Raw genomic sequence first — 20,412 nt, forward strand, 5'->3', positions numbered from 1 at the left:
CCGCTCGAGGTCCCGGCCGGCGCCAGCACCGCCGCCTGGCGCATCGACGCCATGGATTGCCCCACCGAGGAAACGCTGATCCGCAACAAGCTGGGCGGCATGGCCGGCATTGCCGCGCTCGAATTCAACCTGATCCAGCGCGTGCTGACGGTGCATCACACGCTGCCGTCGGCGGAGCCGGTGGCCCGCGCGATCGAAAGCCTGGGCATGCGGCCGGTGCCGCTCAGCGCCGAAGCCGCGCAGCAAGTACTGCCCGAAACCGCCGCGCGCAAGCCCTGGTGGCCGCTGGCGCTGGCCGGTGTCGCCGCGCTGGGGGCCGAGGTGACGGAATGGCTGGGCCTGGGGCTGCCGTGGCTGCCGGCGGTGCTGGCGCTCGCCGCGGTGGCGCTGGGCGGGCTCACCACCTACCGCAAGGGCTGGATCGCGCTGCGCAACGGCAACCTGAACATCAACGCGCTGATGAGCATCGCCGTGACCGGCGCGCTGCTGCTGCGCCAGTGGCCCGAAGCGGCGATGGTGATGGTGCTGTTCGCGCTGGCCGAGCGCATCGAGGCGGCATCGCTGGATCGCGCCCGCAATGCCATCCGCGGCCTGATGGCGATGGCGCCGGAACTGGCCACGGTGCGCCGCGCCGATGGCAGCTGGGCAACCGTGCCGGCCGCCGGCGTGTCCGTCGGCACGCTGGTGCGCCTGCGCCCGGGCGAGCGCGTGGCGCTCGACGGCAAGGTCGTGCGCGGCCAGTCGGCGCTGGACCAGGCGCCCATCACCGGCGAAAGCGTGCCGGTCGACAAGGCCGAAGGCGATGCGCTCTACGCCGGCTCGATCAACCAGTCCGGCGAACTCGAGTACACCGTGACCGCGCCCGCCAGCGACTCGACGCTGGCGCGCATCATCCACGCCGTCGAGGCCGCGCAGGGCAGCCGCGCACCGACGCAGCGCTTTGTCGACCAGTTCGCGCGCATCTACACGCCCACGGTGTTCGCGATCGCGCTGGCGGTGGCGGTGGTGCCGCCGCTGGTGGCCGGCGGCGGCTGGGTGGACTGGATCTACAAGGCGCTGGTGCTGCTGGTGATCGCCTGCCCGTGCGCGCTGGTGATCTCCACCCCCGTCACCATCGTCAGCGGGCTGGCCGCGGCCGCGCGGCGCGGCATCCTGGTCAAGGGCGGGGTCTACCTGGAGCAGGGCCGCGAACTGGCCTGGGTGGCGCTGGACAAGACCGGCACCATCACGCACGGCAAGCCCGCGCAGACCGACCATGCGCTGCTTGCCGACGAGGTCCCGCACGCGCGCGCGATTGCCGCCAGCCTGGCGGCGCGCTCCGACCATCCGGTCTCGCGCGCAGTGGCCACGGCGGCGCACGCCGACGGCATCGCCACGCTGCCGGTGGAGGCGTTCGAGGCGCTGGCGGGGCGCGGCACGCGTGGCACGGTGCAGGGCGTGGAATACCGGCTCGGCAACCACCGCCTGGTGCATGAGCTGGGCGCGTGCTCGCCGGCGCTGGAAGCGCGGCTGGAAGCGCTGGAGCGCGAGGGCAAGACCGTGGTGCTGCTGGCGCGGGTCGACGGCCGCGGCGCGGCCACCGCGCTGGCGTTGTTCGCGGTGGCCGACACCGTGCGCGACACCAGCCGCCAGGCGATTGCCGAACTGCATGCGCTGGGCGTCAAGACGCTGATGCTGTCCGGCGATAACCCGCACACGGCCCAGGCGATCGCGGCGCAGGTCGGCATCGACGAGGCGCGCGGCAATCAGCTGCCGCAGGACAAGGCCGATGCCATCGCCGCGCTGGCCGACGCCGCCCATGCCCGCGGCGGCCGCATCGGCATGGTCGGCGACGGCATCAATGACGCCCCGGCGCTGGCGCGCGCCGATGTCGGCTTCGCCATGGGCGCCGCCGGCACCGACACCGCCATCGAGACCGCCGACGTGGCGCTGATGGACGACGACCTGCGCAAGATCCCGGCCTTCGTGCGCCTGTCGCGCCGCACCGCGAGCATCCTCAGGCAGAACATCGCGCTGGCGCTGGGCATCAAGGCCGTGTTCCTGGTGCTGACGGTGTTGGGAATGGGGACGATGTGGATGGCGGTGTTCGCCGATATGGGGGCGAGCTTGCTGGTGGTGTTCAACGGGCTGCGGGTGGGGGCGCGGCGCGGGGCTTGATCACTGCTACGGGTTTGCTCCCCTCTCCCGCTTGCGGGAGAGGGGCGGGGGTGAGGGCGGGCATTTGGCAAGCACGAGGCCTTCGCACTGCGTGGCAGCGCCGGCCCTCACCCCAACCCTCTCCCGCCAGCGGGAGAGGGAGCACACCGTCGGTTAGTGGAACGGTTTGTCAGCCTGGAGCCGGCTGCACGATCAACTCCCCGCTCCGCCCCGGAATCTCCCCCCACGTCACCGGCAAGTGCGGCAGCGTCGCGCAATCCAGCCCGCGATACCACGTCCCCATCGACACCAGCTGGTGCCCCTGCGCGCGCCAGCCTGCCAGCAGCCGCTCGAACACGGGCGCGAGCTTGCCGCCTTCCAGCTCGGCATGCAGCGTGAACACATGGTCGCGCGTGCCTTCGGTCAGCTTCAGCAGCGCGGTGTGGACGTTGTCCTCGGTCAGGCCGTCGGTGCCGATCAGCTCATCCAGCGTCGGCAGCGTGGTCGGCATCTGCACGTGCCGGCAGGGCACGCCGCCGATGGTCGGGATATAGGGCGCGGTGCCGCGGCCGTCTGAGGCGTAGGCCATGTCCCAGATGTCGATCTGGCGGAACGCGGCCTCGTTCATCTGCCAGCCGGCCGCGCCGTGCGTGGCCGGAGGCTCGCCGAAGATCTCGCGAAAGCGTGCGAAGGCGCGCTGCATCTGGTCGCGGGTCCAGGCGGCATCGCGCTCGCGCACGTTGTCCTGCCAGTAGACGTGGTCCCAGGTGTGGATGCCGCATTCATGTCCGGCGGCGCGCGCCGCACGCATCTCGGCGGCGCCCTTGCGGCCGATATCCGGGCCGGGCAGCAGCACGCCGTACATCAGCGTGCGCAGGCCGTAGTTCGACACCACCGAGGTGCGCGACACCTTCTGCAGGAAGCCGGGGCGGAACACGCGCCGCAGCGCCCAGCCGGTATGGTCCGGGCCCAGGCTGAACAGGAAGGTGGCCTGCGCCTGCGCGGCCGCCAGCATCGACAGCAAGCGCGGCACGCCTTCGCGCGTGCCGCGCAGCGTGTCGACGTCGACCTTCAGGGCAATGCGTGCCATGTGCAGTGCGCTCAGTTGCCGGAATCGACCAGCGTGCGGGCCTCGACCACCTTGCCCCGGTACGCCTCGAAGATGCGGCGCAGCGCCGCTTCCATGCTGATCTCGGGGCGCCAGCCCAGCTCTTCGATGGTGTTGTCGATCTTCGGCACGCGGTGCTGCACGTCCTGGTAGCCCTTGCCGTAGAAGTCGCCCGACGAAGTCTCGACGATCTGCGTCTTGCGGGCTTGGTCCGCGTACTCCGGATAGTCGGCGGCCATCTTCAGCATCATCTCGGCGAGCTCGCGCACCGAGTGGATATTGCCCGGGTTGCCGATGTTGTAGATCTTGCCGCTGGCGACGCCGCCGGGATTCTCGATGATGCGCATCAGCGCGCTGATGCCGTCGGCGATGTCGGCGAAGGCCCGCTGCTGCGCGCCGCCGTCGACCAGCTTGATCGGTTCGCCGCGCACGATATGGCCGAGGAACTGCGTCACCACGCGCGACGAGCCTTCCTTCGATTCGAAGATCGAGTCCAGCCCCGCGCCGATCCAGTTGAAGGGGCGGAACAGCGTGTAGTTCAGCCCCTGCTCCATGCCGTAGGCGTGGATCACGCGGTCCATCAGCTGCTTGGAGCAGGCGTAGATCCAGCGCGGCTTGTTGATCGGGCCGTAGACCAGCGGCGAGGCCTCGGGGTCGAATTCTTCATCGCTGCACATGCCGTAGACCTCGGAGGTCGACGGGAACACCAGGTGCTTGCGGTACTTGACCGCGGCGCGCACGATCGGCAGGTTGGCCTCGAAGTCGAGCTCGAACACGCGCAGCGGCTGGCGCACGTAGGTGGCGGGGGTGGCGATGGCGACCAGCGGCAGCACCACGTCGCACTTGCGGATGTTGTACTCGATCCACTCCCTGTTGATGGTGATGTCGCCCTCGAAGAAGTGCATGCGCGGGTGGTCGACGAGGTCGCCCAGGCGGTCCGTGTTCATGTCCATGCCGTAGACCTCCCACGGCGTGGTTTCCAGGATGCGGCGCGTCAGGTGGTGGCCGATGAAGCCGTTGACGCCAAGAATCAGGACCTTTTTCATCGGTTTCCCTCGTTGGACTGTTCGGTATGGAGATGCCGGGCAAGCGCCTGCGGCGTGACGGCCGCGCCGTCCTGTGCCAACAGCTGCGTGACGATGACCAGCCCGCCGTCGCCGCACACGCCGACGATCTCGCCGTCGCGCAGCTGCAGGCCGGTTGGCGTGCCGGCGGGCATCGGCTGCGTGGCACCGGGCAGCGGCCGGCGCGCCCGCGCCACGATGAAGCGCTGCCCGGCAAGCTCCGTGAAGGCGCCGGGATAGGGCGGTGCGACCGCGCGGATCAGGTTGTAGACCTCGGCGGCGGGGCGGTTCCAGTCGATGCGGCCGTCTTCGGGCCTGCGACCGGAGTAGTAGCTGCCTTCGGCCAGCCGGTTCGGGCGGCGCGGCGTCTGTCCCGCCATCATCGCGGGTAGCGCGCGCCACAGCGTCTGCTCGGCCGCCACGGTGACCTTGTCGAACACTTCGCCGGCGGTATCGTCGGGCAGGATCGGCACGGCGGTCTGGTCGACGATATCGCCGGCGTCCGGTTTGGCCTCCATCACGTGCAGCGTGGCGCCGGTTTCGGTCTCGCCATGCAGTACTGCCCAGTTCACCGGCACGCGGCCGCGGTACTTCGGCAACAGCGAGCCGTGCAGGTTGAACGCGCCGCCCGGTGCCAGCGCCAGCACGGCAGCGGGGATCATGGCGCGATAGTAGAACGAGAAGATCACGTCGGGGCGTGCGTCGCGCACGGCCTGCTCGATGGCGGGATCGGAAGGGTCCTCGCCATAGAGCCAGGGGAGGCCCAGCTCGGTGGCGGTGTCGGCGACGCGGCGGAACCAGATGTTTTCGTCGGGCCGGTCGCGGTGCGTGATCACCAGCGCCACCTCCACGCCGCGCGCATGCAGCACGCGCAGGCAGCGCTCGCCGACATTGTGGTAGGCAAAGACGACGGCGCGCATCATGGCTCCACGCCGGTGGCAACCGGGTCGGCCTCGAGCACGGCCTTGATGCGGTAGCGCGGGCGGTCGCGCACTTCCTGGTAGATGCGGCCGACGTATTCGCCCAGCAGGCCGACGCCGAACAGCAGGATGCCGATCAGGAAGAAGTTCATGGCGAACAGCGTGAACACGCCCTGCACTTCGGAGCCCAGCACGAAGCGCCGCACCAGCAGCACCACGAACAGCACTCCCGACAGCAGCGAGAGCAAGGTGCCGATGGCCGAGAACCACTGCAGCGGCACGATCGAGAAGCCCGTGACGAGGTCGAAGTTCAGGCGGATCAGCTGGTACAGCGAGTACTTGGATTCGCCCGCGTGGCGCTGCTCGTGGCCGACTTCGATCTCGACCGGGTTCGAGGCAAAGGTGTACGCCAGCGCCGGGATGAAGGTATTGACCTCGCGGCAGGCGTTGATGGTGTCGATCACGCTGCGGTCATAGGCGCGCAGCATGCAGCCCTGGTCCGTCATGCGGATCTTGGTGATGCGCTCGCGCAGCCGGTTCATCGCGCGCGAGGCATAGCGGCGGAACGCGGTGTCGTTGCGCTGGCGGCGGATGGTGCCGACATAGTCGTGGCCGGCGCGCATGGTCTCGACCAGGCGCGGGATTTCCTCGGGAGGATTCTGCAGGTCGGCGTCCAGCGTGATCACGATCTGGCCGCGGGTGTGCTCGAAGCCCGCCAGGATCGCCATGTGCTGGCCGAAGTTGCCATTGAACAGCACCACCCGGGTCACGTCCGGGCGCTTGTGGAACTGCGCCGCCAGCAGCTGCGCCGAGCGGTCGACGCTGCCGTCGTTGATGAAGATGATCTCGTACGCTTCGCCGAGGCCATCCAGCGCCGGATAGAGGCGATCGAACAGGGCTTGCAGCCCGTCTTCTTCGTTGTAGACCGGAATGACGACCGAGACTTGCACCGGGCTCATTGGGAAAGACGTTTGCATGTTTCGCTGAGGGTTGCGCAGACCCGCTCCACGTCCGAGGCTTGCATTGCCGGGAACAGCGGCAGCGTGACGATGCCGCGCCCGATGCGCTCGGCGTGCGGCAGCATGCCTTCGCGCCAGCCGAGTGAGCGGTAGTAAGTGAAAAGATGGACCGGCGGATAGTGCACGCCGGTGCCGATGCCGCGCTCGCGCATGGCTTCCATGACCTTCTGCCGCGCCTGCGCCGGGCCGCCCTGCATCCGGTCGGTGGGCAGCACCATCTGGAACATGTGCCAGTTGGTGGTGGCCTGCGGATCGAGCGCCGGCGGCAGCTCGATGCCGAGGGCCTGCAGGCCGCTGTCGGCGGCGCAGCGGAAGTAGGTGTCGGCCAGTTCGGCGCGGCGCGCGGTGATGGCGTCGAGCCGCTCCAGCTGGGCCAGGCCGACCGCGGCGTTGACATCGGTCAGGTTGAACTTGCCGCCCGGCTCCTCGACATCCATGCCGTCCATGCCGGTGCGGATCACGCCCTGCAGCCGCAGGCGCTCGGCGCGCACGGCTTCCTCGGGCGTGTTCATCACCAGGCAGCCGCCTTCGATGGTGGTGATGTTCTTGTTGGCCTGGAAGCTGAAGCTGACCAGGTCGCCGAAGGCGCCGATGCGCTGGCCGCGCCAGCGCGAATCGATCGCCTGGGCCGCGTCTTCGATCACCCGCAGCCCGTGCCTGGTCGCGATCGCGTACAGGCGCTCCATGTCGACCGGCAGGCCCGACAGGTAGACCGGCATGATCGCGCGCGTGCGCGGCGTGATGGCGGCCTCGACCGCGTCGAGGTCCAAGTTGCGCGTGCGCGGGTCGATGTCGACGAACACCGGCTTCGCCCCCACGGCGACCACCACATTGGCGGTGGCGACCCAGGTGATCGGCGTGGTGATGACCTCATCGCCGGGGCCGATATCGGCGATGCGCAGCGCGATCTCCATGGTCGCCGAGCCGTTGGCGAAGGTGCGCACCGGGCGCCCGCCGAACAGCGCTGACAGCGCGGCCTCGAAGGCCTGCATCTTCGGTCCGGAGGTGATCCAGCCCGAGGCCAGCACCTTGCCGACCTCGGCAATGGCGGCGGCGTCGATCTCGGGCCGGACAAACGGCAGGAAGGCGGGAGCGGAGGCGGTCATGGCAGGCGAAGGAGGCAGCGGCGGTCAGGCCAGGCGAAGGCGCGGACAGCCTTCAGGAGCGGGCGATCAGGAAGACGCCCGCCAGTATCAGCAGGATGCCGGCCACGCGCAAGGGGCCGATGATCTCGCCGAACAGCCACCATGCCGCGAGCGCATTGACCACGTAGCCCAGCGACAGCATCGGATAGGCGATCGACACATCGACGCGCGACAGGCCCACGATCCAGACGCCCACGCTGACCACGTACAGCGTAAGCCCGGCCAGCACCGGCCATTGCGTCAGCACGCGCAGCGCCGTGACCAGCAGCGTGCCGCGATCCAGCGTGATGGCGCCGACGGCGTTGACGCCGGCCTTGAGCAGGAGCTGCGCCGCCGCATTGAGCAGCACGCCGGTCAGGATGAAAGCAAAGGTGGAAAGCGTCATGGCAAGGCGGTTGGCGGATTACGGTGCTTGCGTCTGGGCTGGCTGTGCTGGCTGTGCGGGCAGGGCAAAGTTGGCGACGGCCACGCGCCGGCGGTCGCCGGCGATCTTGTGCATCGGCACGCCGCGCGCGGCCAGCGCGGCGTAGGTCTGCGGCGCCATGATCGCCACCGCGCGCTGGCCGTCCTGCCAGCGCGCAATGAACTGGTCGACGGTCGGCAGCCACTTCTGCGGCTCCTGTTTGATGCCGAACTCGAGTTCGTCCGGATGCTCGACCAGGATCGTGGTGCGACGCAGGTAAAACGGCAGCGTGTGGTCCAGCAGCCGCACGCTGTACAACGGCATGTCGGGCGCCAGCATGGCGCTGATCGCAGGCACCAGGTCCGCGCCGGAGCTCGGCCGGCCCATCACTTCGTGGGCGCGCAGTCCGACCGTGGCGCAGAGGAACATGGCCAGCGCATAGGCCACCACGCTGGGGAACACCCCGCGCGTGCGCAGCAGCCGGCGTGCCAGCAGCGCTCCGCCCAGCATCACGGCAAAGGCGATGGCAAGCCATTGGGCGAACTCACGATACACCGCATTGGGCGTGCCCGGCTTTTCCATCATGCCGACGAAGGGGATCGCGACCAGCCCGATCACGCCGAGCGCGATCATTGCATTGACCTGCCAGCGCCACGCGCGTTCCGTGGTGGTATCCAGTGCCACGCCGGCAAGCAGCGCCAGCGCCGGGAAGACCGGCACGATATAGCCCGGCAGCTTGGAGCCGGACAGGCTGAAGAAAACGAAGATTGCCACCGCCCACAGTCCGGCCAGCAGCGCCGGCTGGAACGGGCGCGGCGCATTGCCGCGCGCCACCCCGGCGCGCTCGCGCACCGCCTGCCACATCTGCGGCACCAGGCCCAGCCACGGCAGGAAGCCGGCCAGCAGCAGCGGCACGAAGAACCAGAGCGCGCCCTCGCGGTGGTGCACGTTGGAGGTATAGCGCTGCCAGTGCTCGTGGATAAAGAAGAAGCGCAGGAACTCGGGATTGCGTTCGGCCATCAGCCAGAACCACGGCACCGTGATGACAAGCAGCACCGCGATGCCGGCCAGCAGATGCAGGCGGCGCCACAGCTTCCAGTCGCGCGTCGCCAGCGTATAGACCACCAGCACCAGCCCGGGCAAGGCCAGCCCGACCAGCCCCTTGACCAGCACCGCCACCCCCATCGCCGCCCAGCACGCCAGCATCCAGTTGCGGCGCGCGGCCGCCGTGGCCTCGGGATGCTGGGCCAGCAGCATGCAGGCGAGCACGCAGGCGAGGGCCCCGGACAGCGTCATGTCGAGCGAATTGAAGTGCCCGGCGACATTCCACATCGGCGCCGACACCAGCACCAGCCCGGTCAGCATCGCCACGCGGCAGCCGTACCAGCGGGCCGCGGCCAGCATCGAAACGCCGATGCCCAGCATGCCGGACAACGCCACGCACAGGCGCGCCTGCCAGTCGCCGACCCCGAACAGGGTGTAGGCCAGCGCCGTCACCCACATGTGGAAGGGCGGCTTCTCGAAATACTTGAGTTCGTGGTAGCGGATCGTGACCCAGTCGCCGGTGGCGACCATTTCGCGGGCAATCTCGGCGTAACGGCCTTCATCGGAGCGCAGCAGGTGGCGCATGTCCAGGGTACCGAACCAGACCAGCAGGATCAGCAGGCCAACCAGCATGACGGTACTTGCGGTGGCTCCGATGGACGGCGCGGCGACAACCCGCGAGGTCGATGAACTACGCATGGATCTCCTGGAAAAGCGCGGCGGACGAGGGCTCGGGCGAGGCGCGGTGACGGCGAAGCCATCACAACGCGGAACCGGCTCTGGCGGTGGACACGGGACCCGAACATCGCCGTGGGCGCGGCGCTGGCACGCCAGGACCGCCAGGCGCCCGGGACGCCACAACCGCTGGAATACGCGAGGCGCGCAATGGTAGCACGGCGGCCAAGTCACTCCGGAACGATTGCGGGTGTGCCGGCAACGCCGGTTGGGCGACAGATGCGGTGTATAAAGCATATGCGGCCAGGTGAACGCCGGCTTGGCGCGGGCATTCTCGTCGGCATGTCGGTTAGACCGGCGCAGGCGTGAAATGACCAGTTACACGCGCAACAAAAACGCGATAATTCCGATAGCCAGTCAGTGCCAGCCAGGCAGGCGCTGAATGCGGGACGGAACAATGCAGACGGGGATCGATGTGAAGACAGAGGTTCAGCAAATCCGGCAGGCCGGCCTGGTGGCGTGCGCGGCGCTGTCCGTGGCGCTGTCCGTGGCGCTATCCGCGCAACCCGCCCGCGCCCAGGGCATGGCGGTGCTGCCCGGCACCGGCGGGGTCGCCCAGGCCGCGGCGAGCCAGGCGCAGGCTGCCGCCGCGGCGGTGCTGTGCAATGCGCCGTGGTTCCGCTCCGGCTCGCATGTGCAGATGGAGGGCGACGGCGTGATGCCGATGTCGATCCGCATGACCCTGCGCGACGTGGTGCGCAGCCCGTCCGGCTGCCGCGCCCAGCTCGAGGTCAATTCCAAGTCGGCGCTGTCCGCGCTGATGGGGCCGCCGGTGATCACCAACCAGGTCCACGAGGTGGTGATCGAGCGCAGTGCGCCCGAGGCGCAGACCAGCATCGAAAGCCAGCATGCGGTCATCAATGCGCGCGCGCGCTATGCCCGCATGTATGGCGAGGCGGCGTTCCACGGCAAGGGGGTGTTCAACTACGCCGGCCTGGACCTGCGCGAAGGCACCACGCTGGAGGGCGAAGTGTTCCGCTCCAGCGTCTCGCTCAAGGTCTATCCGCTGGGCTCCGATGAAGCGGTCAGCACCATGGACGCGCAGCGGGCGACCATCCATATCGGCTCGCGCCACGTGGGCAAGCTGCAGATGATCGATACCCTGATGGGGCGCAAGCAATGCCAGCCGATTTCCTACGACAAGCGCACCTCGCTGGGGCCGCTGATGATCGGTGGCGAACTGGTGCAGGTCGAGCCGACCGTGATGCACGTCACCGACTGGTACTGCCCGGCCGAGGCCTTCGTGCTGCGCACCGAGGTGCGCCAGGACGACAAGGTGCAGCGCGTCGATGTCACCGCGCTGGAGCGCGATACGCAGGCGCCGTAGCCGGCGCCATGGCCGGCTCGCCCGCGAGGGCACAAAAAAACCCGCCGCGGCGGGTTTTCTTGTATCCGGCGGCAGCCGTGGTTCAGCTGGCAGCCGGAGCGGGGGTGGCTTTCTTCTTGCTGCTCTTGTTGTTCTTTTTCTTGGTGCCTTGCTTGGCCGGCTTCTTGTCGGCGGCCGGTGCGGCAGGGTCGGCCAGGTCGGTGCGGGTGCTCTTGTTCGCCCCCTGGCTGTACGGATCGAACTTGTCGCCGGCCTTGGCTCCCTGGCTGTACGGGTCGAACTTCTCGCCCGACTTGGCGCCCTGGGAATACGGATCGAACTGCTGCTTGCCGCCGGTTTGTGCCTGCACGGCCAGCGAAGCGGCGCCAAGGCAGAGTGCGATCGCGGTCGCGACGAACTTGTTCATGGTTTCTCCTGAGATATGCCGCCGTCGGGCGGTCGGTCTATGGCCTGCCCTGCACAGGGATGGCTCGGGCCAGTGTCGCCAACATCATTCATGACTGTCAACTTGGGGCTTGCCCGGCACGACACCCTCATGGAAACCCTGAATTGCGGTGCTGGCGCGATTGCGCTTCGCGCCGCAGGTGCGCCTTACTCGGTGACCGCGTCGGACGGGTGCTTCCAGGCCGCGCGCACCTCGCCCGACGGTGCCAGCGCCAGGTTGATGGCGCGGCTGCCGATGGGCTGCTGGAACCAGCGCTGCTGCAGCGCCGTGATCTCGGGGCCGGCAAAGGTCGTGGCCAGGGTCTGGTCGACCAGGCGCTTCCATTCCGGATCCGCCTTGGACAGCATCAGCGCATTCTGTTCGACGGACAGCGCCGGGCCGACGATGACGTACTGCGAGGGATCCTTGGCGCGCGCGCGCAGGCCGGCCAGCAGCACGTCGTCCATCACGAAGGCCTGGGCCCGGCCCGATTCCAGCAGCAGGAACGATTCACCGTGGTCCTTGGCGTAGACGTCGTGATAGCCGTACTGGCCCTTGAAGCGGCGCACGTGGCGGTCGCCGGTCGAGCCCGCGCTCGTGACCACGGTCTTGCCGCGCAGGTCGGCGAACGAGCGGATGCCCGAGTCGGCCCGCACCAGCATGCGCACCGTCGACACGTAGTGCGAGACGCTGAACGCGACCTGCTTCTGGCGCTCGAGCGAATTGGTGTTGGGCGCGCAATCCAGGTCGACCAGCCCGTTCACCACCGCCGGGATGCGGTTCTGCGGCGTCAGCGGCATCCAGCGCACCTTCAGGTCCTTCAGGCCCAGCTTCTGACGCGCCGCCTCGGCCGCGCGCAGGCACAGCTCCACGGCATAGCCGGCTGGCTGGCCCTTGTCGTCGGCAAACGAGAACGGCAGCGCGGATTCACGGTAGCCCAGCACGATGGTGCCGGCGTCGCGGATCTTGTCGAGCACCGGGCTCTGGGCACGGGCTGTGGCCGGCGCCAGCATGGCGGCGGCGCCGGCGGCAAGAGCGATGGCGATGGCCGCCAGCGGCAGGCGGGCAAGGCGGAGGGAGGAGGCAAAGACAGACATCGGAGGGGAACCGGGAAACGGCCGGCAATGCGGCAAAGACGCTAGGGTATACCCGAGGCAAGCCAAGGCGAAGGACATTGTCGTCATAAGCAAATTCCGGCCGCACTGGCTGTCCGGCGCATCGGTTGCCGTCTTGGTTGCAGCCGTGAAACGCCAAACGGATGAGGCGTGCGGGCGCCATCGATGCGTCCGTTGCGCCATTTGACCGATGGGCTCGCCACCCTTGCTGGCCTACGCTTGCGAAAAACGACACGGCGACGGGACGGGGGCACTATGGCAGCAAGCAATCGCTGGCGCGGCAGGATGATGGCGGCAGGCGCCGTCGCGCGGCTGCAGCCTGATCCGCGGTCCCGCTAACCCCAGGGCCGCACCATGCACGCAGCTGCCACGCCCGTGCCCGCCGCCGGGCATACCGGACCGGCCATGCAGGCCCTGTCCGGCTGCGCGCTTCCCGACGATGCGCTGCTGGACTGCCTGCTCTGGCTGGCACGGCACTTCCGGCAGCCCGCGTCTCCCGAGGCGTTGCTGGCAGGATTGCCGCTGGAATGCCATCGCCTGACGCCGGCGCTGTTCGCGCGCGCGGCGGCGCGCGCCGGCCTGTCCGCGCGGCTGGTGCGACGCAGGCCCGACGAGATCCCGGACCGGGTGCTGCCCGCGGTGCTGCTGCTCGACCAGGGCCAGCAGGCATGCTTGCTGGTGCGCCGCGGCGATGACGGCATGCTGGTGGTGGTGATGCCCGAGTTCGGTGATGGCGAGCAGGCCGTGCCGGGCGCGGAACTGTTGGCACGCTGCACCGGACACGCCATCCTTGCCCGGCCCGCGTACCGCGCCGACGGCGCGCAGGCAAGCCCCCATGCCGCGCTCCATGATGCCCCGCAGGCCTCGCCGCAAGCCTGGTTCTGGGGCGTGATGCGGCAGTCGTGGCCGGTCTATGGCGAGGTACTGGTGGCTTCGCTGCTGCTGAGCCTGTTCGCGCTGGTCATGCCGCTGTTCACCATGAACGTCTACGACCGCGTGGTGCCGAACCATGCGCTGGAAACGCTGTGGGCGCTGGCGGTCGGGGTCGGCCTGGTGCTGCTGTTCGAATTCGCGATGCGCATGCTGCGCGGCTACTTTGTCGATGTCGCGGGCCGGCGCATCGACGTGACGGTATCCGCCAGCGTGTTCGAAAAGATCCTGGGCATCGAGATGAAGTCACGGCCCGCCTCGGTCGGCAGCCTCAGCAGCCAGCTGCAAGAGTTCGAGTCGGTGCGCGACTTCCTGACCTCGGCCACGATTACCACGCTGATCGACCTGCCCTTCGCCGCGGGCTTCATCGCCGCGATGTTCTGGGTGGGCGGCCCGCTGGCGTGGGTGCCCCTGCTGGCGGTGCCGGTGGTGCTTGGCCTGAGCCTGGCGCTGCAGGGGCCACTGGCGCGCGCGGTGCGGGCCAGCAGCGCCTGCGCGGCGCAGCGCCAGGCGGCGCTGGTGGAGACGCTGGTCGGCCTCGAGGCCATCAAGATCGCCGGCGCCGAAAGCGCGGCGCAGCGCCGCTGGGAGCAGGTAGTCGGACAGATGGCCGCGCTCGGGCTGCGCTCGCGCTGGCTGTCGGCGTGCGTCGTCAACGCGGCGCTGTTCGCGCAGCAGGCCGCCACCCTGGTGGTGGTCGTCATCGGCGTCTACCAGATTGCCGGCGACCGCCTCACCATGGGCGGCCTGATCGCCTGCACCCTGCTGGCCGCACGTGCGCTGGCGCCGCTGTCGCAGATGGCCGGACTGACCACGCGCTACCACCAGGCGCGCACCGCGCTGGCCGGCCTTGACCGGATCATGGCACTGCCGGTCGAGCGCCCACCCGGCAAGCATTTCCTGCACCGCGCGCCGTTGCGGGGCGAGATTGAATTCCGCGGCGTCAGTTTCCGCTATCCCGGCCGGGACGGTGCGGCGCTGGATGGTGTCTCGTTCCGCATTGCCAGCGGCGAGCGCGTCGGGCTGATCGGACGCATCGGTTCAGGCAAGAGCACCATCGAAAAGCTGGTCCTCGGACTCTACGCACCGGAGGCTGGCTCGGTGCTGATCGACGGGGCCGAAGTGCGCCAGCTCGATCCCGCGGCGCTGCGGCGCGATATCGGCCATGTGCCGCAGGACGTGATGCTGTTCAGCGGCACGGTGCGTGACAACATCGTGATGGGCGCCCCCTGGGCCGACGACGCCGCGGTGCTGCGCGCGGCACGCGTGGGTGGCGTCAGCGACTTCATCGATCGCTTGCCCGAGGGCTATGACCTGCGCCTGGGCGAACGCGGCGAAGGCCTGTCAGGCGGGCAGCGGCAGGCCATCGCCATCGCCCGGGCCGAACTGCTGCGGCCGCCCGTGTTGCTGCTCGACGAGCCAAGCAGCGCCATGGACAACCGTACCGAGGAGCAATTCAAGGCGCGGCTGGCGGCGGCGCTGGGCGAGCGCACGCTGTTGCTGGTGACCCACCGCGGTTCGCTGCTGAGCCTGGTCGACCGGCTGATCGTGATGGACCAGGGCCGCATCGTCGCGGACGGGCCCAAGGCCCAGGTGCTGGATGCGCTCGCGGGGAGGAAGCTTCATGTCGCCTCGGCCTGAGACCCGCACCCTGGCGCGCCGCCTGGCCGCCGCGCTGCGCCCGCACGCGGACGATACCGCCTTCATGGATGCGCGCGACGCGGCGGCGCTGTCGGCGCCACGCTGGTTCGCGCACTGGATCCTGTTGTGCGCCGTGCTCTTTGTCGCCATGGCGCTGGCATGGGCGGCACTGGCGCGGGTGGACGAGGTGACGGTGGGCGAGGGCAAGGTGATCCCGTCCAGCCAGGTCCAGGTGGTGCAGAACCTGGAGGGCGGCATCGTCGCGCAGATCATGGTGCGGCCGGGGCAGGTCGTCAGCAAGGACCAGCCGCTGATGCGCATCGACGATACGCGCTTCACCGCCTCGTACCAGGAGGGCCGCACCAAGGACGATGCGCTGGTGGCACGCATCGCGCGCCTGAGCGCCGAGGCCGCCGGCACCGATTTCGTCGCCGGCGCGCCCGGCGATGTCGGTTCGCGCCGTTTCGTCGCCGAGGAACGCTCGCTGTTTGCCTCGCGCAAGCAGGCGCTGGAAGCCAACCTCGCGGTGCTGCGCCAGCAGTCGGAACAGCGCCGGCAGGAACTGGCCGAAAAGCGCTCGCGCGAGCAGCAACTGCGCCAGAGCCACCGCCTGGTGGCGCAGGAGCTGGCGATGATGCGGCCGATGGTGGCCCAGGGCGTGGTCTCCGATGTCGAGGTGCTGCGGCTGGAGCGGCAGACCAATGACCTGAAAGGCGAGCTCGATGCTTCGCGGCTGGCGATGCCGCGCCTGGAAGCGGCCTATCGCGAGAGCCAGCAGAAGCTCGACGAAGCGAGTGCGCATTTCCGTGCCGAGGCCATGCGCGAACTCAACCAGGCCAAGGCCGAGCAGGCAGCGCTGAGCGCGACCAACATCGCCTTGCAGGACCGCGTCGATCGCACCCTGGTACGTGCGCCGCTGCCCGGCATCGTCAAGCAGCTCAAGGTCAATACCGTGGGCGGCGTGGTCCAGCCCGGCATGGACCTGGTGGAGATCGTGCCGCTGGAAGACACGCTGCTGGTCGAGGCGCGCGTGCGGCCGGCCGACATCGCCTTCCTGCGCCCGGGTCAGCCCGCCGTGGTCAAGCTTTCGGCCTACGACTTCTCCATCTATGGCGGATTCGCCGGCACGGTCGAACATATCAGCGCCGATACGCTCACGCCCGAGCGGCCCGGGGAGCGGCCGGAAAGCTACTACCTGGTGCGCGTGCGCACCCGCGACAACCGGCCCGCCGGCAGCGCCGTGCAGGTGCCCATCCTGCCCGGCATGGTCGCCACGGTCGATGTATTGACGGGCCAGAAGACGGTGCTGCATTACCTGCTCAAGCCCATCATCAAGACCCGGGACATGGCGTTCCGTGAACGATAGACCCCCGCTCGCACGCGAGCCTTTTGCAACGATAACAAGCACGGCATGGCCGCGAGGCCTGCATTCAGGACGGAGACAACCACCATGGCAACCCTGACTGGCACCAACGGCAGCGACAACCTCACCGGCACCGCGAGCAGCGACACCATCCTGAGCGGCAACGGCAACGACTATGTCAGCGCCGGCGATGGCAGCGACTATGTCGACGCGGGCAATGGCGACGATATCGTCGAGGGCGGCGACGGTAACGACACGCTGCTTGGGGCCAACGGCAAGGACCGCCTTTTCGGCGGGCGCGGCAACGACAGCCTGTCCGGCGGCAACGGCACCGACGCCGTCTATGGCGGCAGCGGCGACGACGTGATCGGCAGCGCCGACGGCGCATCGGCGCTCTACACCGGAGACAACGGCGGCGATACCCTCTATGGCGACGGCTACGACAGCTATGCCGACTACCAGCTCGGGCGCGGCCATGAATCGGCCCAGCCGGGCCACGACCGCATCCAGGGTGGCAATGGCGACGACCTGATCTACGGCGACAACGGCGACGGCGCTGCCGTCGGCGGTGACGACATCATTGCCGGCGGCAACGGCAGGGACACCATCTATGGCGAAGGCGGCAACGACACCATCGCCGGCGGGGGCGGCGGCGACTGGCTGCGCGGCGGCGCCGGCCGCGACACCTTTGTCTACAACGCCGTCTCCGATTCCACCGCGGCCGGGATGGATGTCATCGCCGACTTCCAGCGCGGCACGGACCGCCTCGACCTGCGTCCCGTGCTGGGCGACACCGGCTTCCAGTGGGGCGGCCTGACGCCGACGGCCCATGGCGCCTGGTACCAGCAGTCCGGCGGCAATACCTATGTCTACGTGGACGTCGACGGCAACCCCGCCACGGCTGAAATGGTGATCCGGCTTGACGGCCTGCACGACCTGACCAAGTCCGATTTCGCCGGCTACGACAACCATGCGCCCACCGCCGCGGCCGATACCAATGCCATTGGCGAAGACAACCACCCGAACCCGATCACCGGCAACGTGCTGGCCAATGACAGCGACGTCGACGCCGGCAATGTGCTGGCGGTTGCCAGTCCCGGCACCTATGTCGGGCAGTACGGCACTTTGCAGATCCACGCCGACGGCAGCTACAGCTATACGCTGGACAACGGCAATCCGCAGGTCCAGTCGCTGCGCCTTGGCGATCATGTCGAGGAGTCGTTCAGCTATAGCGTGACGGACGGGCAGGCATCGGCGGCATCGACGCTGAGCATCCGGATCAACGGGGCCAACGATGCGGCAACGATTACCGCGTCGGCGAGCGAAGATGCGGCGGTGACCGAAGCGGGTGGTGTGGCGAACGCTACGGCGGGGGACACGTCTGCCAGCGGCACGCTGACTGTGAATGATGTCGATAGCGGTGAAGCTCACTTTGCCGCGGTGGCACCGGAAAGCCTGGTCGGCCAGTACGGTACGTTCACGTTCGACAGCACCACCGGCGCCTGGACTTACACGCTCGATAACAGCGAGGCCGATGCGCTGACCGCCGGGCAGCAGGCCAGTGATTCGCTGATGGTGCACTCGGCCGATCTCAGTGCGAGCCAGGAAATCAAGATCAATATCACGGGCACCAACGATGCCGCGACCATCACCGCATCGACGAGCGAAGATACGGCGGTGACCGAAGCGGGTGGTGTGGCGAACGCTGTTGCAGGAGACAACACTGCCGGCGGCACGCTGATGGTGAGCGATGTCGACGCCGGCGAGGCCCATTTCGCCGCAGTGCCGCCAGACAGCCTGCTTGGGCAGTACGGCACGTTTACCTTCAACAGCACGACCGGGGCGTGGACCTATACGCTCGACAACGCCAGGGCCGACGCGCTGACGGCGGGCCAGCTGGTCAGCGATTCCCTGCTGGTGTCATCGGCCGACCAGACCGCGCAGCAGACCATCACGGTCAACATCACCGGCAGCAACGATGCCGCCACCATCACTGCCTCGACGAGCGAAGACACCGCGGTGACCGAAGCCGGCGGGGTGGCGAACGGCACGGCGGGCGACGCTTCGGCCAGCGGTACGCTGACGGTCAGCGATGTCGATAGCGGCGAAGCGCACTTTGCCGCGGTGCCGCCGGAAACCTTGGTGGGCCAGTACGGCACCTTCACCTTCAACAGCACCACCGGCGCGTGGACCTATACGCTCGATAACAGCAAGGCCGATGCGTTGGCGGCAGGCCAGCAGGTCAGCGATTCGCTGACGGTCTACTCCGCGGATATCAGCGCGAGCCAGGAAATCAAGGTTAACATCGCCGGCAGCAACGACGCCGTCGTCAATGGTGTTCCGGGAGCGCAGTCCGTCAACGAAGACACGCCGCTGGTATTCAGCACCGCCACCGGCAATGCGCTCAGCCTCTCTGACGTGGACGGCACCAGCCACACGGTCACCCTGACGGCCAGCGCAGGCACCATCACGCTGAACGGCACCGCGGGACTGCAGTTCCTGGCCGGCGACGGCAGCGCGGATGGCACCATGACCTTCACCGGCAGCGACGCGGCGATCAATGCCGCGCTCGATGGCCTGCAATTTACCGGCGACAAGGACTATGCCGGCGCGGCCTTGCTGCAAATGCAGACCAGCGACGGCGCAGCCACCGACACCGATTCGGTGGCGATCACCCTGAATCCGGTCAATGACGCGCCGGTGGCCGCCGCGGATGTGGTCGTTGTCTCGAACAACACCAGCAGCATCCTGATACCGGTCAGTGCCTTGCTCGGCAACGACGGCGACGTCGACGGCCTGGCGCTTTCAATCACGGATCTGGGCGGGGCTACCGGAGCCGTCAGCAACCTCAGATTCGCGCCGGGAACCAATAACAGCTACATCCTGTTCGACTCCGGCAACGCGGCGGCGGGCAGCTTCAGCTATACCGTGTCCGACGGCGCGGGCGGCACCAGCATGGCTACCGTGACCGTCAATGTCTCGTCTACCAATGGCGCGGCCACGGTGTCGCTGGCGGGCCAGAGCTACCAGGCTTCCTATCTCGATGGCGGCAGCAACAACGACGCGCTGACCGGCGCCGCTGCCGGCGATGTGTTTATCGGCGGGGCAGCCAGCGACACGCTGCGCGGTGGCGCCGGCGATGACGTGCTGCGCGGTGGCGCCGGCGACGATACGCTCGACGGCGGTGCCGGTATCGACATGCTGGACCTTTCCGATGCCAGCAGCGGGCTGACCTTCGCGCTGATGCAGGGCAGCGGCACACTCGTGAACTTGTCCAGCGTGGGCCTCGGCAGCGATACCTATAGCAATATGGAAGGCGTGATCGGTTCGCGCTTCAATGACTCGCTGACTGGCAGCACAGCCAACGACATCCTGCGCGGCGGCGCGGGCAACGACACCCTCGATGGGGGAGCCGGCATCGACCTGCTGGATTTCTCCGATGCGGCCGGCGCGATCAACTTCACGCTGGTCCAGGGCAGCGGCGTGGCTTCAGTCAACCTCAGCGCCGTCAACCTTGGCACCGACAGCTACACGAGGATGGAAGGCGTGATCGGTTCTGCGTTCAACGACACGATAACGGGCTCGTCCGGCAACGACGTGCTGCGCGGCGGCGCCGGCAATGACCTGCTGGCAGGCGCCGCCGGCAATGACCTGCTGGTCGGCGGCGCTGGGGCGGACATCCTGACCGGTGGAGACGGCAGCGATACCTTCCGGGTCATGCGTGCCGATGCCGCCTCGGTCGACACGATCACTGATTTCAATTTGGCGCCGGTGGCCAGCGGCGGCGATGTGCTGGACTTGTCCGACCTGCTGTCGGGCGTCAGCGTCAGCAGCGACAACGCCGCGCAGTTCGTGCGGCTGGCCGAGGTCGACGGCAATACCGTGGTCAGCCTGGATCGCGACGGAACCGGCACGGCAGCCGCGTTCCAGGATGTCGCGGTACTGCAGGGCATGGTGGGGCTTGACCTGACTACGCTGTTGAGCAACGGCAATATCCATATGGTCTGACACGGGACTACGGAGAAGGGACGGGAAAGA

General features: G+C 68.5%; 14 protein-coding genes. 5 read left to right on the forward strand and 9 right to left on the reverse strand.

The window, feature by feature from the left end; genetic code table 11:
- Window positions 1–51: 51 nt before the first annotated feature.
- Window positions 52–2,157, forward strand: a complete 2,106-nt coding sequence (locus LIN44_RS16870) for a heavy metal translocating P-type ATPase (RefSeq protein ID WP_370641708.1) — start codon at window positions 52–54, stop codon at window positions 2,155–2,157.
- 169 nt (window positions 2,158–2,326) lie between these two features.
- Here the strand turns inward: LIN44_RS16870 and LIN44_RS16875 are convergent, their stop codons facing one another.
- Genes LIN44_RS16875 through LIN44_RS16905 form a run of 7 tightly spaced genes read right to left on the reverse strand, consistent with a single transcriptional unit; the run spans window position 2,327 to window position 9,538 of the window.
- Window positions 2,327–3,226, reverse strand: a complete 900-nt coding sequence (locus LIN44_RS16875; protein WP_227315433.1) for a polysaccharide deacetylase family protein — start codon at window positions 3,224–3,226, stop codon at window positions 2,327–2,329.
- A gap of 11 nt (window positions 3,227–3,237) precedes the next feature.
- A complete protein-coding gene (locus tag LIN44_RS16880; RefSeq protein ID WP_227315434.1) occupies window positions 3,238–4,290 on the reverse strand; it encodes a bifunctional UDP-4-keto-pentose/UDP-xylose synthase in 1,053 nt (350 codons plus the stop codon).
- Window positions 4,287–5,228, reverse strand: a complete 942-nt coding sequence (locus LIN44_RS16885) for a formyltransferase (protein WP_227316445.1) — start codon at window positions 5,226–5,228, stop codon at window positions 4,287–4,289. Before LIN44_RS16885 ends, LIN44_RS16880 begins: the two co-directional genes overlap by 4 nt.
- Window positions 5,228–6,187 (reverse strand): glycosyltransferase, encoded by a 960-nt coding sequence (locus LIN44_RS16890; protein WP_370641709.1) that lies wholly within the window; start codon window positions 6,185–6,187, stop codon window positions 5,228–5,230. The genes LIN44_RS16885 and LIN44_RS16890 overlap by 1 nt, the downstream gene beginning before the upstream one ends.
- On the reverse strand, window positions 6,184–7,353 hold the full coding sequence (locus tag LIN44_RS16895) for a DegT/DnrJ/EryC1/StrS aminotransferase family protein (RefSeq protein ID WP_227315436.1): 1,170 nt from the start codon (window positions 7,351–7,353) through the stop codon (window positions 6,184–6,186). Before LIN44_RS16895 ends, LIN44_RS16890 begins: the two co-directional genes overlap by 4 nt.
- Before the next feature lie 52 nt (window positions 7,354–7,405).
- Window positions 7,406–7,777 (reverse strand): EamA family transporter, encoded by a 372-nt coding sequence (locus LIN44_RS16900; protein WP_012356262.1) that lies wholly within the window; start codon window positions 7,775–7,777, stop codon window positions 7,406–7,408.
- Between the two features lie 18 nt (window positions 7,778–7,795).
- The gene (locus LIN44_RS16905) at window positions 7,796–9,538 is read right to left on the reverse strand and encodes a glycosyltransferase family 39 protein (protein WP_227315437.1); all 1,743 of its coding nucleotides are present in this window, start codon (window positions 9,536–9,538) and stop codon (window positions 7,796–7,798) included.
- A gap of 451 nt (window positions 9,539–9,989) precedes the next feature.
- Here LIN44_RS16905 and LIN44_RS16910 point away from each other — a divergent pair, with 451 nt between their 5' ends.
- Window positions 9,990–10,901, forward strand: a complete 912-nt coding sequence (locus LIN44_RS16910; RefSeq protein ID WP_227315438.1) for a hypothetical protein — start codon at window positions 9,990–9,992, stop codon at window positions 10,899–10,901.
- Window positions 10,902–10,983: 82 nt separating this feature from the next.
- Here LIN44_RS16910 and LIN44_RS16915 read toward each other — a convergent pair whose 3' ends face one another.
- Both LIN44_RS16915 and LIN44_RS16920 read right to left on the reverse strand, forming a co-directional pair.
- Window positions 10,984–11,307, reverse strand: a complete 324-nt coding sequence (locus tag LIN44_RS16915) for an amino acid ABC transporter permease (protein ID WP_116358813.1) — start codon at window positions 11,305–11,307, stop codon at window positions 10,984–10,986.
- A gap of 185 nt (window positions 11,308–11,492) precedes the next feature.
- On the reverse strand, window positions 11,493–12,422 hold the full coding sequence (locus LIN44_RS16920; protein WP_227315439.1) for an amino acid ABC transporter substrate-binding protein: 930 nt from the start codon (window positions 12,420–12,422) through the stop codon (window positions 11,493–11,495).
- Window positions 12,423–12,794: 372 nt separating this feature from the next.
- Here LIN44_RS16920 and LIN44_RS16925 point away from each other — a divergent pair, with 372 nt between their 5' ends.
- The 3 genes from LIN44_RS16925 (at window position 12,795) to LIN44_RS16935 (ending at window position 20,382) form a co-directional block, all read left to right on the forward strand.
- Window positions 12,795–15,011 carry a type I secretion system permease/ATPase gene (locus LIN44_RS16925; RefSeq protein WP_370641710.1) on the forward strand — a complete coding sequence of 739 codons (2,217 nt, stop codon included), beginning with the start codon at window positions 12,795–12,797 and terminating at the stop codon, window positions 15,009–15,011.
- Window positions 14,995–16,377 (forward strand): HlyD family type I secretion periplasmic adaptor subunit, encoded by a 1,383-nt coding sequence (locus LIN44_RS16930; RefSeq protein WP_227315440.1) that lies wholly within the window; start codon window positions 14,995–14,997, stop codon window positions 16,375–16,377. Before LIN44_RS16925 ends, LIN44_RS16930 begins: the two co-directional genes overlap by 17 nt.
- 84 nt (window positions 16,378–16,461) lie before the next feature.
- The gene (locus LIN44_RS16935; protein ID WP_227315441.1) at window positions 16,462–20,382 is read left to right on the forward strand and encodes a VCBS domain-containing protein; all 3,921 of its coding nucleotides are present in this window, start codon (window positions 16,462–16,464) and stop codon (window positions 20,380–20,382) included.
- The last annotated feature ends 30 nt before the right edge of the window (window positions 20,383–20,412 follow it).

The sequence above is a fragment of the Cupriavidus sp. MP-37 genome (assembly GCF_020618415.1).
In the GTDB taxonomy this organism is placed as follows: domain Bacteria; phylum Pseudomonadota; class Gammaproteobacteria; order Burkholderiales; family Burkholderiaceae; genus Cupriavidus.